Origin of the sequence: Bradyrhizobium sp. WSM1417, from assembly GCF_000515415.1 — a bacterium.
Classification (GTDB): Bacteria; Pseudomonadota; Alphaproteobacteria; order Rhizobiales; family Xanthobacteraceae; genus Bradyrhizobium.
In genome coordinates, this window is the sequence record NZ_KI911783.1 from 2113376 (window position 1) to 2127535 (window position 14160).

Annotated in this window: 15 protein-coding genes; 12 read left to right on the forward strand and 3 right to left on the reverse strand. The window is 60.9% G+C overall.

Annotated features, from left to right (window positions below; all coding sequences use genetic code 11):
• Positions 1 to 552: 552 nt before the first annotated feature.
• From trbB to BRA1417_RS42415, 11 genes are read left to right on the forward strand one after another with little or no spacing between them, the layout of a single operon-like run.
• Entirely contained in the window at positions 553 to 1473 is a 921-nt protein-coding gene (gene trbB, locus BRA1417_RS0110135; protein WP_198034914.1) for a P-type conjugative transfer ATPase TrbB, read from the forward strand.
• Positions 1470 to 1796, forward strand: coding sequence for a TrbC/VirB2 family protein (locus BRA1417_RS0110140; protein WP_027515727.1), 327 nt, complete (start codon positions 1470 to 1472; stop codon positions 1794 to 1796). The genes trbB and BRA1417_RS0110140 overlap by 4 nt, the downstream gene beginning before the upstream one ends.
• Positions 1796 to 2059: a VirB3 family type IV secretion system protein gene (locus BRA1417_RS0110145; protein WP_027515728.1), complete on the forward strand. Its 264-nt coding sequence runs from the start codon at positions 1796 to 1798 to the stop codon at positions 2057 to 2059. Before BRA1417_RS0110140 ends, BRA1417_RS0110145 begins: the two co-directional genes overlap by 1 nt.
• A 10-nt stretch (positions 2060 to 2069) precedes the next feature.
• On the forward strand, positions 2070 to 4511 hold the full coding sequence (gene trbE / locus BRA1417_RS0110150) for a conjugal transfer protein TrbE (RefSeq protein WP_027515729.1): 2442 nt from the start codon (positions 2070 to 2072) through the stop codon (positions 4509 to 4511).
• The gene (gene trbJ / locus BRA1417_RS0110155) at positions 4508 to 5242 is read left to right on the forward strand and encodes a P-type conjugative transfer protein TrbJ (protein WP_027515730.1); all 735 of its coding nucleotides are present in this window, start codon (positions 4508 to 4510) and stop codon (positions 5240 to 5242) included. The genes trbE and trbJ overlap by 4 nt, the downstream gene beginning before the upstream one ends.
• On the forward strand, positions 5242 to 5616 hold the full coding sequence (gene trbK-alt, locus BRA1417_RS0110160; RefSeq protein ID WP_027515731.1) for a putative entry exclusion protein TrbK-alt: 375 nt from the start codon (positions 5242 to 5244) through the stop codon (positions 5614 to 5616). The genes trbJ and trbK-alt overlap by 1 nt, the downstream gene beginning before the upstream one ends.
• Before the next feature lie 3 nt (positions 5617 to 5619).
• Complete coding sequence (gene trbL / locus BRA1417_RS0110165) at positions 5620 to 6855, forward strand: P-type conjugative transfer protein TrbL (RefSeq protein ID WP_027515732.1); 1236 nt, start codon at positions 5620 to 5622, stop codon at positions 6853 to 6855.
• 51 nt (positions 6856 to 6906) lie between these two features.
• A complete protein-coding gene (trbF, locus tag BRA1417_RS0110170; protein ID WP_027515733.1) occupies positions 6907 to 7587 on the forward strand; it encodes a conjugal transfer protein TrbF in 681 nt (226 codons plus the stop codon).
• A 2-nt stretch (positions 7588 to 7589) separates the two neighbouring features.
• Positions 7590 to 8564, forward strand: coding sequence for a P-type conjugative transfer protein TrbG (trbG, locus tag BRA1417_RS0110175; RefSeq protein ID WP_027515734.1), 975 nt, complete (start codon positions 7590 to 7592; stop codon positions 8562 to 8564).
• On the forward strand, positions 8561 to 9766 hold the full coding sequence (locus tag BRA1417_RS0110180) for a TrbI/VirB10 family protein (protein WP_027515735.1): 1206 nt from the start codon (positions 8561 to 8563) through the stop codon (positions 9764 to 9766). Before trbG ends, BRA1417_RS0110180 begins: the two co-directional genes overlap by 4 nt.
• A 5-nt stretch (positions 9767 to 9771) precedes the next feature.
• Positions 9772 to 10014, forward strand: a complete 243-nt coding sequence (locus tag BRA1417_RS42415; RefSeq protein WP_084462170.1) for a DUF2274 domain-containing protein — start codon at positions 9772 to 9774, stop codon at positions 10012 to 10014.
• Here the strand turns inward: BRA1417_RS42415 and BRA1417_RS0110185 are convergent.
• The 3 genes from BRA1417_RS0110185 to BRA1417_RS0110195 all read right to left on the reverse strand — a co-directional run bounded on the left by BRA1417_RS0110185 (position 9987) and on the right by BRA1417_RS0110195 (position 12384).
• A complete protein-coding gene (locus BRA1417_RS0110185) occupies positions 9987 to 10940 on the reverse strand; it encodes a LysR family transcriptional regulator (RefSeq protein WP_027515736.1) in 954 nt (317 codons plus the stop codon). The genes BRA1417_RS42415 and BRA1417_RS0110185 overlap by 28 nt on opposite strands.
• A 69-nt stretch (positions 10941 to 11009) precedes the next feature.
• A complete protein-coding gene (locus tag BRA1417_RS0110190; protein WP_027515737.1) occupies positions 11010 to 11642 on the reverse strand; it encodes an acyl-homoserine-lactone synthase in 633 nt (210 codons plus the stop codon).
• 91 nt (positions 11643 to 11733) lie between these two features.
• The gene (locus tag BRA1417_RS0110195) at positions 11734 to 12384 is read right to left on the reverse strand and encodes a LuxR family transcriptional regulator (RefSeq protein ID WP_371259985.1); all 651 of its coding nucleotides are present in this window, start codon (positions 12382 to 12384) and stop codon (positions 11734 to 11736) included.
• 404 nt (positions 12385 to 12788) lie between these two features.
• Between BRA1417_RS0110195 and ald the strand changes: the two genes are divergently transcribed.
• On the forward strand, positions 12789 to 13901 hold the full coding sequence (ald, locus tag BRA1417_RS0110200) for an alanine dehydrogenase (protein WP_027515739.1): 1113 nt from the start codon (positions 12789 to 12791) through the stop codon (positions 13899 to 13901).
• Positions 13902 to 14160: the final 259 nt, after the last annotated feature.

The window sequence follows — 14160 nt, forward strand, 5'->3', positions numbered from 1 at the left end:
AACCTTTGATTTGTACCCCAGTCCAAAAACATGGGAGGCCATAAATCTTGTAGGCCATTATTAAGGATCCTTGAGCAAGCGCTGCTGAACCACAGCTCTCCTTCAATGCTCGTGCCAGTCGCAATAGCTTGACTTTTGGGACATTTTCGAACGGACGTGTCGTGTCCCCGCCGGCCTGTCGCGGACCCGACAGTCGGCCTTCTGTGAAACGGTGGAGCTTCGGTCAAAGGTGCCCCGGCGCGCCGCTGGAGCTCGGCTGAAGCCGTTATTCCGCCGGCCGAGCGTTCCATCCTGGAGCTGGACGAATGCGTCGGCTGGTGAGACCGGCTTTCTTGCCGAGTAGCGTTTGCAGCGCATCGATAGCAGTCTCTTCGAAACTTTCTTCTTCTACGCCGGACTACGATCCATTCGATTACATTGTTGCGATAGCTTACGTTCTGCTTTTTCTACTTGTCCCCATGGAGGCCGCTGAACGGCAGCTGCCTCAATCATCTGGGGGCAGTCGTGGCGATCCATTCATTTCATTCGGAAGCCGAGCTGCGCGGGGCGCGCATGCTGCGCACAGCACTGGGCTCGGCCATCGCAGGTTTTTTGGAAGATCCGTCGGTCGTTGAGGTGATGCTCAATCCAGATGGCCGGCTGTGGATCGACCGGCTATCGAGCGGCCTTACCGAAACCGGCGAGAGCCTTTCCGCGGCCGACGGCGAGCGAATTGTCCGGCTGGTCGCGCACTATGTGGGCGCTGAGGTTCATGCCGGCTCGCCCCGAATCTCGGCTGAGCTGCCGGAGACCGGGGAACGCTTCGAAGGGCTGCTGCCGCCGGTGGTTGCAGCGCCCGCCTTCGCGATCCGCAAACCCGCCGTCGCTGTCTTCGGCTTGGACGACTATGTCGCTGCCGGCATCATGAATTTGGAGCAGGCGAACGCGCTCCGCGATGCGGTTGCCGCGCGAAAGAACATCCTGGTCGCCGGCGGCACCTCAACCGGCAAGACGACGCTGACGAATGCGCTTCTGGCGGAAGTGGCCAAAGGTTCGGATCGCGTCGTTCTCATTGAAGATACGCGGGAGCTTCAGTGCAGGGCACCGAACCTCGTGGCGCTGCGGACCAAGGACGGCGTCATCTCGCTGTCCGAACTTGTGCGCTCGTCACTTCGTCTGCGCCCTGATCGTATCCCGATTGGCGAGGTGCGCGGCGCCGAGGCGCTCGACTTGCTCAAAGCCTGGGGGACGGGCCATCCCGGCGGTGTCGGCACGATCCACGCCGGCACCGCGCTTGGCGCGCTCCGCCGGCTCGAGCAGCTCATCCAGGAGGCGGTCGTCGCGGTCCCGCGCGCGCTGATCGCCGAGACCATCAACGTCATCGTCGTGCTCTCTGGCCGCGGTGCGGAACGGCGATTGAGCGAACTCGCGTCTGTCACCGGGCTTGGGCCATCAGGCGACTACACCCTTTCGAAAATCGGAGATCAGTCATGAACGTACGATCATCTTTCGGGCGAGATTTCACATCAATTGCGGCATTCGCTTGTCTGTACCTGGCCAGCGTGCCGGCCTGGGCCGCCGGGTCGAACATGCCCTGGGAGCAGCCCCTCAACCAGATCCTGCAATCGGTCGAAGGACCCGTGGCCAAGATCATCGCGGTCATCATCATCATCGTGACAGGTCTCTCGCTCGCATTCGGCGACACGTCGGGCGGCTTCCGGCGGCTGATCCAGATCGTGTTTGGTCTGTCGATCGCATTTGCCGCCTCGAGCTTCTTCCTGTCGTTCTTCTCGTTCGGCGGTGGGGTGGTGATCTGATGGATGAGCCAGTCCCGGGCTTTGTCGCCCCTGTCCACCGTGCGCTGACCGAGCCGATCCTGATGGGCGGGGCACCGCGATCGGTTGCCATTCTCAACGGCACATTGGCTGCAGCACTCGGCCTCGGGCTGCGCTTGTGGCTGGCCGGTCTTCTCCTCGCCTTCATAGGCCACATGGCCGCGGTCTGGGCCGCAAAACGCGATCCGGAATTCGTCGAAGTCGTGCGCCGGCACGTTCGTGTTCCCGGTCACCTCAGCGATTGAGAATAGTCCCATGATGAATCTTGCCGAATACCGCCGCTCGAATACGCGCCTTGCCGACTTCCTCCCCTGGGCCGCGCTCGTCGACGAGGGAATTGTATTGAACAAGGATGGCTCGTTTCAGCGGACGGCGAGATTCAGGGGGCCGGATCTCGACAGTTCCGTGCCGGCTGAGCTCGTTGCGGTCGCAAGCCGGCTGAACAACGCGCTCCGGCGTCTCGGATCGGGATGGGCCATCTTCGTCGAGGCGCAACGGCATTCGGCAGGGCGCTATCCGCCCGACACATTCCCCGATGTCGCATCCGCCCTGGTGGATGCGGAGCGCAAAGCGCAATTCGAGGAGGCCGGCAGCCATTATGAATCGAGCTACTACCTGACCTTCCTTTATCTGCCACCCGCAGAGAGTGCAGCTGTCGCAGAGCATCTCCTGTACGAGGGCAGCCATCGCAGCCCCGGGGCGGATGCGCGCGAGGTGCTGAGTGGCTTCGTCGACCGGACCAAGCGCGTGCTGCAGCTCGTGGAGGGCTTTATGCCGGAATGCGGCTGGCTCGATGACGAGGCAACGCTCACCTACCTGCACTCGACGGTCTCGACCAAGCGGCATCGTGTCAGGGTGCCGGAAATCCCGATATATCTCGATGCGCTGCTTGCCGATCAGCCGCTGACCGGCGGGCTTGAGCCGATGCTGGGTGAGGCGCATTTGCGCGTTCTGACCGTCGTGGGGTTCCCGACGGCAACCACGCCCGGCATCCTCGATGATCTGAACCGGCTGGCGTTCCCGTACCGCTGGTCGACTCGGGCGATCATGCTCGACAAGACCGATGCTCTAAAGCTCCTGACCAAGATCAGGCGGCAATGGTTTGCCAAGCGCAAGTCGATTGCCGCGATCCTGAAGGAGGTGATGACCAACGAGGCGTCCACGCTTCTGGATACCGACGCCCACAACAAGGCGATGGATGCAGATCACGCGCTCCAGGAGCTCGGCTCGGATCAGATTGGAGAGGCCTTTGTGACGGCAACCGTCACGGTCTGGGACAGGGATCCGCACGCGGCCGACGAAAAGCTCCGCCTCGTCGAAAAGGTGATCCAGGGCCGGGACTTCACCTGCATGGCCGAGACGGTGAATGCCGTCGAAGCCTGGCTCGGCAGCCTGCCGGGACAAACTTACGCCAATGTCCGCCAGCCTCCGGTCTCGACGTTGAACCTCGCCCACATGATCCCGCTCTCTGCAGTCTGGGCAGGAGAGGTGAGGGATCATCACTTGCACGCGTCTCCGTTGTTCTTTGGCAAGACGGAAGGATCGACCCCTTTCCGCTTCTCGCTGCATGTCGGCGATGTCGGACACACTCTGATCGTTGGACCGACCGGCGCCGGGAAATCGGTGCTGCTCGCGCTGATGGCGCTGCAGTTCCGGCGATATCCGCAAGCGCAGATCTTTGCCTTCGATTTCGGTGGGTCGATCCGTGCGGCGGCGATCGCCATGGGTGGCGACTGGCATGATCTTGGCGGCGCGGTTGGTGGAGACTCGGCAGAGTTCGTGGCGCTCCAGCCGCTTGCGCGCATCGATGATGTCGCGGAGCGCGGTTGGGCAGCGGATTGGATCGCATCGATCCTTGCGCGCGAGCGAATCGAGGTGACGCCCGAGACGAAGGATCATGTCTGGTCGGCATTGACCTCGCTCGCCTCGGCGCCAGTTGGGGAGCGGACGCTGACTGGCTTGTCCGTTCTTCTGCAATCCAATGCCCTGAAGCGCGCGCTGCAACCCTATTGCCTCGGCGGTCCGTTTGAGCGGCTGCTGGATGCGGAAGGTGAGCGGCTGGGAGAGGGCTCCGTCCAGGTGTTTGAGACCGACGGGTTGATCGGGACCGGTGTCGCGCCGGCTGTTCTTTCCTATTTGTTCCACCGGATTGAGGATCGGTTCGACGGCCGTCCGACCCTGCTCATCATCGATGAGGGCTGGCTTGCGCTGGACGATGCCGATTTTTCCGGCAAGCTCCGCGAATGGCTGAAGACGCTGCGCAAGAAGAACGCCTCCGTCGTGTTTGCGACCCAGTCGCTGGCTGATATCGATGGCTCCGCAATTGCGCCCGCCATTATCGAGAGCTGCCCGACCCGGATCCTTCTTCCCAATGACCGCGCGATCGAGCCGCAGATCTTAGGCGTCTACCGGCGCTTTGGACTGAATGACCGGCAGATCGAGATCCTCGCTCGCGCGACGCCAAAGCGCGACTACTACTGCCAGTCGCGCCGGGGCAACCGCCTGTTCGAGCTTGGTCTTGGCGAAATCGCGCTGGCCTTTGCGGCCGCGTCTTCCAAGACCGACCAGACTCTCATCGAGCGGGTTCTTGAGGAGCACGGAAGGGACTATTTCGTCACCGGCTGGCTCAAGGCGCGCGACCTCGGCTGGGCCTGCAATCTCATTCCGCAGCTTGCCAAGGAAGGAGGCTTGTCATGAAACGTCTCCGTCCGCTGCTGGCAGCAAGTATCATCGCAATTAGCCTGACCCAAGGGCCCCGGGAAGGGAAGGCACAGTGGATCGTGTTCGATCCCAACAACTACGTGCAGAATGTGCTGACGGCCGCGCGCGAGCTGCAGCAGATCAACAACCAGATCACCTCGCTGCAAAACGAAGCGCAGATGTTGATCAATCAGGCGAAGAACCTGGCGAGCCTGCCGTACTCGTCGTTGCAGCAGTTCGAGCAATCGATTCAGCGTACCCAACAATTGCTCTCGCAGGCGCAGCGGATCGCCTACGATGTCCAGCAGATCGATCGCGCGTTCTCCACCACTTACGCGCCCGCATCCGCGAGCATGTCCAATGGGCTCCTCGTCGCCAACGCCCAGACACGCTGGCAGAATGCGGTTGCCGGCCTGCAGGACGCCATGCGGGTGCAGGCAACCGTCGTCGGCAATCTAGATACCAACCGCACCCAGATGTCGGCCCTGGTCACGGCAAGCCAGGGCGCGTCAGGTGCTCTGCAGGCAAGTCAGGCCGGCAACCAGCTCCTTGCGCTGCAAGCAAAGCAGCTTTCTGATCTCACCGCGACCGTGGCCGCGCAGGGGCGCGCACAAACGCTCGAAGCCGCGCAAAGAGCAAGTGCCCAGGATCAGGGCAGGGAGCAGCTGCGGCGCTTTCTGACCCAAGGTCAGGGCTATCAACCGACAACCGTGCAGATGTTCCACTGATGATGAAGAACAGATTTGAACGGCTGCCGATGGCAGTGGCAGTTAGCCTCACAGTCCTGGTCGTCGCCGCCTGCGCCATTCGCCTGCGCGGCGACGACAGCGCGACTCAACCTTCCGCCTCGCTCGCGGCGAAGCCCGATCCGACGGCGGCAAAGCTCGAGCAATGCCGCACCGTCACCTACGAGCAGAAAGAGGCTCTGCTTGAATGCCAAAGGATCTGGGCGGAACGGCGCAGCCAGTTCTTGGGGAAAAGCGGATCGGTAAACGGTTCGGATAGCAATGCGGGTACGGCGCCATTTTCCTCGCCTGTGCCGCGTAAGGACGAAAGCCGCCTCCCGTCCCTCTCACCCTCCATTCCAAGCCAAAGCGAGTAAGCAATGGGCGGCACCTCCGTCATCGACCAGTTCCTGGAAACCTTCACCCGCTATATCGATACCGGATTCGGCCTGGTCGGGGGCGAAGTCGGCTATCTCGCGACCACCTTGGCTGCAATCGACCTCACGCTTGCGGGCCTGTTCTGGTCCCTCGGAAGTGATGAGGAGATTCTTGCCCGGCTCGTCAAGAAAACCTTGTTCGTCGGTGTCTTTGCCTACCTGATCGGTAATTGGAACCGCCTCGCCCGCATCGTCTTCGAGAGCTTTGCTGGTCTTGGCCTCAAGGCCTCGGGCACGAGCCTGTCATCGGCAGATTTCTTGCGGCCAGGTCGGATCGCGCAAGTGGGGCTCGATGCCGGCCGTCCGATCCTTGACTCCATCTCGGGCCTGATGGGGTATGTCAGCTTTTTCGAAAATTTCGTCCAGATCGCGGTCCTGCTGTTCGCCTGGATCGTGGTGCTGCTCGCCTTCTTTATTCTCGCCATCCAGCTCTTCGTCACGCTGATCGAGTTCAAGCTGACGACGCTTGCAGGTTTCGTCCTGATTCCCTTCGGTCTGTTCGGGAAGACCGCCTTCGCGGCCGAACGGGTGCTGGGCAACGTCATCTCCTCCGGCATCAAGGTTTTGGTCCTCGCCGTCATCGTCGGCATTGGATCGACCTTATTCTCGCAGTTCACGGCAGGTTTCGGCGGCAATCAGCCGACCATCGAGAACGCGATGGCGCTGGTGCTCGGCGCACTCGCCTTGTTGGGCCTCGGCATTTTCGGACCCGGGATTGCCAACGGCATCGTCTCCGGAGGTCCGCAGCTCGGCGCAGGCAGCGCCGTTGGGACGGGACTTGCCGCCGGTGGAGTCGTCGCGGCTGGCGCTGGCGTTGCAGCCGGTGCTGCCGGTCTCGCCGGCGGCGCGATTGCAGGCTCGCTACGAGGCGGAAGTGCGATTGCAAGCGGCACCATGAGCGTGTTTCGGGCGGGGAGTCAGTCCGGCTCCGAGGCGAGCGCGTCCGGTGCTGCAAGTCCCTTGCGCTCGGTCGCGGCTGGGCTTGGTGGAGCGGCGAGCGATGCCGGCAAGGGGGAAGGGGACGCCTCGAGACCTTCCGACAGTGTGCCCGCTTGGGTTCGGCGCATGAAGAGAGCGCAGACGATCAGCCATGGCGCATCAGCGGCAACCCACGCGATCCGTTCGGGTGATCCCGGCGGGGGCGGCGGATCTGTCGACCTCTCCCAACATGACCGCTGACTCTTCTGATCGACCAAATCCGTTTTCTCACCCGTCACTTGAGGTCTAGCAATGTTCAAACGATCGGCCGTTCACTATGGCCGCACGCCAGAAGCCGTCACCCCCTATCAACGCGCAGCTCAAGTCTGGGATGATCGCATTGGGTCCGCGCGCGTGCAGGCCAAGAACTGGCGCCTGATGGCCTTTGGCTGCCTCTTCTTATCCGCTGGTTTCGCCGGCACCCTGGTCTGGCAATCGGCGCATGGGACGATCACGCCCTGGGTGGTCGAAGTCGATCAATTGGGGGAGGCGAAAGCCGTTGCTCCCGCAAACGCCAGCTATCAACCGACCGATCCGCAAGTAGCTTTTCACCTGGCGCGCTTCATCGAGCATGTGCGCGGCCTGCCGATGGACGCCATTGTCCTTCGCGAAAACTGGCTACGCGCCTACGACTTTACAACCGATCGCGGCGCGGCCGCACTGAATGACTACGCCCGCAACAACGATCCCTTCGCCAAGCTCGGCAAGACGCAAATTGCGATCGAGGTCTCGAGCGTCATCCGGGCTTCGCCTGAGAGCTTTCGCCTCGCCTGGGTCGAGCGGCGCTACGACAACGGTCAGCTTGCCGCAACCGAGCGGTGGAGCGCGATTGTCAGCATCATCGTGGAGATGCCTCGCGATCTCGATCGCCTCCGCAAGAATCCGCTTGGCATCTATGTCAACGCCATCAACTGGTCGAAGGAGCTGGGCTAGTCATGCTGTCAGGTCTCGTTATTGCGTCACAGAGGGTCCGCCCGAGCCTGGCTCTGGCTCTCGTCATTGGTGTGTCCACCCTTGGCGGGTGCACCACGTTCAAGCCGCCGCAAATCAGTTACGATAGCGATGTCCCGCCGGCTCCAGATCTGCCGGCGCTTGCCGACGATCGGCCGCGGCCGCTGCATGTGCCACCGGCCTGGAAGGCTGCGCGCGGCGGCAAGAACGCGGAAGCCAAGGAGCCGATTGAACGGATTGAGACCGCGAATGACGCTGCACGTGTGCAGCCGAGAAAGGCTGGCTACTTCAATGCGGTGCAGGTGTTTTCGTATAGTCCGGGCGCTCTCTATCAAATCTATGCCGCTCCGGGTCAGATCACGGACATTGCGCTGGAGCCCGGCGAGCAGCTGATCGGCTCGGGACCGGTCGCCGCCGGTGACACCGCCCGCTGGGTGGTCGGCGACACCGAGAGCGGCAGCGGCGACACGCGACGTGTGCACATCATGGTGAAGCCGACTCGTCCGGCGATCGAGACCAATCTCGTCGTCAACACGGATCGGCGTACTTACCTGGTCGAGCTCCGGTCCCGCGAAAAGCCCTACATGCCACAGGTCGCGTGGTTCTATCCGGAGGATCGGACCGCGCGTGGTCGAGCTCTGCCGCCCACACCCGTCATCCCGGACCAGGCGCAGCGCCGTTACCGCTACGCCATCGAGGGAGACAGCCCACCCTGGCGTCCTGTCAATGCCTATGACGATGGGCGCAAGGTCTACATCGAGTTTTCGCCCGGCGTCGGCCAGGGCGAGATGCCGCCGCTGTTCGTGATCGGGCCTGATGGCAAGACCGAGCTCGTCAACTATCGCGCTTACAGCAATGTGCTGATCGTCGATCGGCTGTTCGCGGCCGCGGAACTGAGGCTGGGCGAGGAGCGCCAGCAGAAGGTCAGAATCGTCCGAACCGACGGGAGGTCGCTGTGACAGATACTGGCCAGCCCAATGACACACCCAAGGACGCTCCTCGGGTTAAGCCGCCGGAAAATATCACCGAAACCCTTCGGCTCCGGCCAGATCGGCCGCAAGTTACGCGCCTGTCGCGCAAGGTGCTTGCGGGTGGCAGCGCCCTTTTGCTGGTGCTCATCTCTGGTGCGGTCTTCTGGGCTCTGCAGGAGAAGCGATCGCGCTCGCCGGCCGCCAAGGAGCTTTACGCGACCGACCACCACAATGTCGCCGATCAGCTCGCAACCTTGCCGAAGGATTATGCTGAGATCCCGAAGGAGGTGCCGCGTCTTGGACCACCTTTACCCGGCGATCTTGGTCGGCCGATCATTGCAGCACAGGGCTCTTCGACGCTCAGCCCACTCGGTGTTGACGCTGAACAGCAGCGCGTCAATCAGGAGAGCGAGGCGGCACGCACCAGCAAGGTGTTTGCCAGCACGAACGTCCGCGCACAGGCCCCTGTCACATCGCCAAGTGAAGTCCCATCAAATGCGGCGCCATCATCTGACGAAGCATTTGCCCAGAACGGCCAGGATCGAAAACTTGCGTTCGTCAGTGCTTCCGTTGACCGTCGAACTACCAGTCCCGATCGCCTGGCAAGACCGGTCTCTCCCTTTGTGGTCCAGGCGGGAACGGTCATTCCGGCTGCTCTTATCACGGGGATTCGGTCCGACCTGCCTGGGCAGATCACGGCCCAAGTCACAGAAGCGGTATATGATTCCCCTACCGGGCGAGCTCGCCTTATCCCGCAAGGAGCCCGGTTGATCGGGACGTATGATAGCCAAGTCGCATTTGGCCAATCGCGCGTGCTCCTGGTGTGGACGCGCCTCATCATGCCAAATGGGCGGTCGATCGTGCTGGAGCGGCAGCCGGGCGCAGATGCCGCGGGCTACTCTGGGCTTGAGGATGAGGTCGACAACCATTGGAAGGAGCTGTTGGGGGCCGCTGCGCTTTCGACGCTGCTCGCCGTCGGCACCGAGGTGAATTCCGGATCGGATACGGGTAGCACCAACAGCGACCTCATCGCTGCGCTCCGCCGCGGGGCGGGGGACTCGATGAACCAGACGGGCCAGCAGGTGGTCCGCCGCAATCTCAACATCCAGCCGACTTTGACGATTCGTCCGGGATTTCCGGTGCGGGTGATCGTCAACCGTGACCTGGTGCTCGAACCGTACAGAGGCTGAAGACGATGACAAAGCTTAAACTTAGAGCGATCGAAGACGATAAGCCGATCAAGATTACGCATGAACTCCCGGCGAGCGTGCACAGGGATCTCGTGGCATATTCCGAAATCCTTGCACAAGAGAGCGGACAGCCGATCGGGGAGCCGGCGAAACTGATTGCACCCATGTTGGCACGGTTCATGGCAGCGGACAGAAGTTTTCGGAAGGCTCGACGTGCCCGTCAACATCCGAGCGGAGGCGAGGGATAGCGCTCAGAAAGCAAGTTCAAGAAGGCCGCCAACGCAGGGTTTTCGTTGTCGTCTCGCCAGTATGCCGAAAAGTCGAATCGGCTCGGACCGGCTCCATCGCGCAATTCGCGGTAGACGAGGCCCGCATAGTTGATGCCCATGTCGGATTCCAGCACCAGGCTGATTCCTGTGTTCATCCTGATCAGGCTCTTGATGATACCGCGGCTGACGTCGTGACGCTCGAGTTTAGGAAGGTCCTCAGGCGACACGAGCTTGGAAATGAGAAGATCTTCAAACTCTTTTCCCGGATCGTAATGGCTCAGCAGGACCGTCTCACCGCGCAGGTCAGTCCAATAGACTGTCTCGCGCGCGGTGAGGGGATGATCATGGGGTAAGGCGACCAGAACACGTTCGCTCCACAGCGGCATCACCCGGTTGTCGAGTAACGGCAGGTTCCCAGTGACGATCAGGATATCGAGAACGCCGTTGCGAAGTGCAGTCGCGAGGCGTGTTCGCGATTTCTCGATCGTCACAAGCTCGATTTGCGGGAATCGCTGCTTGAAATCCAACAAGGACGTCTGCAGGTTTCCAATTGAAAGTGAGGTGCAGAGCCCGACACTCAGCCGGCCAGCCTCGCTGTTCCGTACAGCCTTCGCGGTCGCGATGAGCGCATCGAACTCCTCCAGAATTGTCCTTGCCAAGCGAAGAACACTGCGGCCTGCCTGCGTGGGGCGCACACCACCGCTGAAGCGCTCAAAAACCGCAATTCCCAGGTGATATTCGATCTCGCTGATTCTTCGGCTGAGACTCGATTGTTGGGTTCTCAGCAATTCCGCCGCTTGACGGAGGCTGCCACAATCAGCCGCAGCCACGACCGATTGCAGGTGTTTCAGTTCGATTGCCTTGCTGGCTTGAACGGAGGGTGTTGATCGACGTGGTTTGTGCATCGTAAGTCTTAAGCAGATGGGTTTCCGCTCCATGCGCAGCGATACCCCGATTGTACTTGCTTCCAGATCCTAGGCGGCCGCTCGGATGACTGGAGCCCAGAGCACCGGACCTGAGATGTGTCCTGCTTTGAGGATGCGACGCAACGCATCGGGCGAGACCTCCAGGTATCCAGCAATGGCCGTGGTGTTGCCGAGAGGACGAGCTTTTCCGATTTTGCGGAGCGGCCAGCCCGCGCGCCGAAGAATGCGTTCCATCCGGGCGTCAGTGACGGTAACGATTTCGGTCAATTCAATCGAAAGGCCGAATTCAATCATGCCCGCAAATAGCTCGTAAGTAGCAGTAGCAAGTCCACCACTTGACTTCGGCGCATCCAGAGGAACATCGAGCGCGAATCGACTGCTCTCCCAAATCCGGTCGCTTCGTGGCGCCGGCTGCCCGTCCAGAAGGATCGGGAAGGTGTCTCTCAGCATGGTTGGGCCGGTCGAAGGCAGAAGTCGGACGCAACCCTGAATACGTCCAGCGTTCGAGCGGTTCAGGAGGTGCGCGGGTCGAAGGACATCAAACTCGTCGACTTCCATCTCGCCGCTGACCTCGACGTTCCAGTCCAGGCGCTGTTTGAAAACGCGATACCGCAGCCGGTGCATCTCGGTGAGATCGTCGACGAACTCGCCGTAGTACTCTGGCCTGATGAGCTGCATCATTCTTGCCTCCCTGATTATGGTGGCAATGAAGCAGAGAAGCCGAAGCAGCGCATCCTGTGCAGTTGCACAGGTGCTTATGAAGTGTCGTCGCTTATCTTCGAAATTTAGATTCGGCTAACAGCACGGCGGCTTGACGAAGCGAGCGAACCCCGAGCTTCGCTCGAGCGTTATCCAAGTGAAAGCCAGCGGTTCGCTCCGAGATGCCGAGAATAATCCCGATGTCCCCGGCAGATTTGCCGCGAGAAGACCATTCGAGACATTCGAACTCGCGAGGAGACAAGACAACCCCACCCACAACGCGATCGGACGTCCAGAAACGTCTCGCATTTGCATGGAAAAAAATCGCGATTAGTCGCAGGTTCTGGGCGTGCTTGACTATCGAGCGTTCGAAAGCAGTTCGACGCGCATCAGTCGCAAAGGTCAGCGCGGCGGTTGCGCCCTTGTTATCGTGGATTGGAAAGGTGATCCCACACCGAATGCCGAATTCGGCAGCTTCTTCGAACAGCTCACGCTCAGATTCCGGCCGATTTCGCGCTTCGAAATTAAGCCCCCAGCGGAAGGGATCAGACTGGCGGATCGCCCGACGTACTACCGGATCGATGGATTCGTAGCCGCGCTTCAAATAAAGGGCGGTCCAAGAGGATGGATATGTCGATATTAGGTTGGGGTTGCTCCCTCGTCTTTGAGGAAGAGCAAGATAGGCGAAGCAAGACAAGTTCAGCGCAGCGGTGACATCGGCCATGCTCTGCTGAGCTACATCTGGGTGTCTGCTTTCCGTTAGTCGCTCAGCAAAAATTTGAAAAACCCGATCCATCGTTGATGAACCCGCGGGCCTCCCTCGTAAGCGCTACTCGTATTGCCGAATTGAGCATCCCTGCGAATGGGGCAAAACAACGAACAAGTCGACCGATTGCCGCTAGATCAAACTCACTACAATTGCTTGGATTGGTGTTAAGGCCGCATCGGTCAGCGGACCTCATGATCACTCAGTTGTATCATCCCCGCAACTCGGGTCCTCGCTTCTCCCGTTCTAAATCCTGCAAGCAGGCCGCGAAGATCGCCGGATTAATGCGCCATTTGGCTCTCCGCGGTGCAGGTTTGTACCGCATTTCCGATTACAAGGAGCCGCGCACCACGGAGATTGCAATGAAGGTCGGCGTTCCCAAGGAAATAAAAACACACGAATACCGCGTGGGGCTGACGCCCGGGGCCGTTCGCGAATACGTGGCCGCTGGCCACAGCGTCTTGGTCGAGACGAATGCCGGTGCGGGCATTGGCGCTACAGATGATGCCTATCGCAAAGCTGGCGCTAACATCGCGGCATCTGCTCGCGAGGTGTTCGCGTCGAGCGAAATGGTAGTGAAGGTCAAGGAACCACAACCGTCCGAATGGACAGAATTGCGCGAAAACCAGATCCTCTTCACTTACCTCCATCTAGCTCCAGATCCGGAGCAGGCCAAAGGGCTCATCAAATCGGGCTGCACCGCAATTGCTTATGAAACGGTCACTGACGCGCAGGGTGGGCTTCCGTTGCTTGCTCCGATGAGTGAGGTTGCGGGGAGGCTTGCGATCGAGGCAGCGGGTGCGGCGCTGAAGCGGTCCGCTGGCGGACGAGGATTGCTGATTGGCGGCGTGCCCGGGGTGCAACCCGCGCGCATCGTGGTGATCGGAGGGGGAGTTGTCGGCACTCACGCGGCCCGGATGGCAGTGGGGCTCGGAGCTGAGGTTACTATCCTGGACCGTTCGATTCCTCGGCTTCGCGAACTTGACGAGGTGTTCAACGGGCGAGTTCGTACCAGATTCTCAACTATAGAATCTCTTGAACAGGAGGTATTTGCGGCAGACGTCGTCATCGGTGCCGTTCTCGTTCCGGGCGCGAGCGCGCCGAAGCTTGTAAGCCGGAACATGTTGAGCTCGATGCGCAAAGGTTCCGTAATGGTTGATGTGGCTATCGATCAGGGCGGCTGCTTCGAGACATCGCGCCCGACGACGCACGCCGATCCAACCTATGAGGTGGATGGCGTGATTCACTACTGCGTCGCAAACATGCCGGGAGCTGTTCCACTCACCTCAAGCCAAGCGCTGAACAATGCGACGCTGCCTTTTGGCCTGGCTCTCGCCAACCGGGGATTCTCAGCCGTGCTCGAAAGTCCGCACCTGCGCTCAGGGCTCAATGTTTATCGTGGGCGGCTCACTTACAGGGCCGTGGCAGAGAGCCTCGGTTTGCCCTTCTCACCGATCGATCAGGCCGCAGCCTGATCCCAGAGGTCCCTCCTTGGGACATTTCCTCCCTGACTTGATGGGGCCACTCTTCGGGGTGGCCCCATTCTTTCTGTTCGATGCGTCCGCAAGGCGGCTGGCCTCAAACGGGCCGTGGTCGCCGCTCGGTCGGACCCATTTTTGCGCAGTCTAGAGGGTAGGATGTGCTGGGAGAGGTGTCGCTCCTGCCACGCTCTTGGCTGACTTCCGCATCGCCGCGGTCCTCAGTGGCGAAAGCGAGAACTGGCTGAAATTCAAA

Bases quoted from the DNA above. Each gene is read 5' to 3' on its own strand.
- BRA1417_RS0110195 (WP_371259985.1), bottom strand. From the start codon at position 12,384: ATGGCCGATGTCACCGCTGCGCTGAACTTGTCTTGCTTCGCCTATCTT.
- BRA1417_RS0110145 (WP_027515728.1), top strand. From the start codon at position 1,796: ATGGATGAGCCAGTCCCGGGCTTTGTCGCCCCTGTCCACCGTGCGCTG.
- trbF (WP_027515733.1), top strand. From the start codon at position 6,907: ATGTTCAAACGATCGGCCGTTCACTATGGCCGCACGCCAGAAGCCGTC.
- ald (WP_027515739.1), top strand. From the start codon at position 12,789: ATGAAGGTCGGCGTTCCCAAGGAAATAAAAACACACGAATACCGCGTG.
- trbE (WP_027515729.1), top strand. From the start codon at position 2,070: ATGATGAATCTTGCCGAATACCGCCGCTCGAATACGCGCCTTGCCGAC.
- BRA1417_RS0110140 (WP_027515727.1), top strand. From the start codon at position 1,470: ATGAACGTACGATCATCTTTCGGGCGAGATTTCACATCAATTGCGGCA.
- BRA1417_RS0110185 (WP_027515736.1), bottom strand. From the start codon at position 10,940: ATGCACAAACCACGTCGATCAACACCCTCCGTTCAAGCCAGCAAGGCA.
- trbK-alt (WP_027515731.1), top strand. From the start codon at position 5,242: ATGATGAAGAACAGATTTGAACGGCTGCCGATGGCAGTGGCAGTTAGC.
- trbJ (WP_027515730.1), top strand. From the start codon at position 4,508: ATGAAACGTCTCCGTCCGCTGCTGGCAGCAAGTATCATCGCAATTAGC.
- BRA1417_RS42415 (WP_084462170.1), top strand. From the start codon at position 9,772: ATGACAAAGCTTAAACTTAGAGCGATCGAAGACGATAAGCCGATCAAG.
- trbL (WP_027515732.1), top strand. From the start codon at position 5,620: ATGGGCGGCACCTCCGTCATCGACCAGTTCCTGGAAACCTTCACCCGC.
- trbG (WP_027515734.1), top strand. From the start codon at position 7,590: ATGCTGTCAGGTCTCGTTATTGCGTCACAGAGGGTCCGCCCGAGCCTG.
- trbB (WP_198034914.1), top strand. From the start codon at position 553: ATGCTGCGCACAGCACTGGGCTCGGCCATCGCAGGTTTTTTGGAAGAT.
- BRA1417_RS0110190 (WP_027515737.1), bottom strand. From the start codon at position 11,642: ATGATGCAGCTCATCAGGCCAGAGTACTACGGCGAGTTCGTCGACGAT.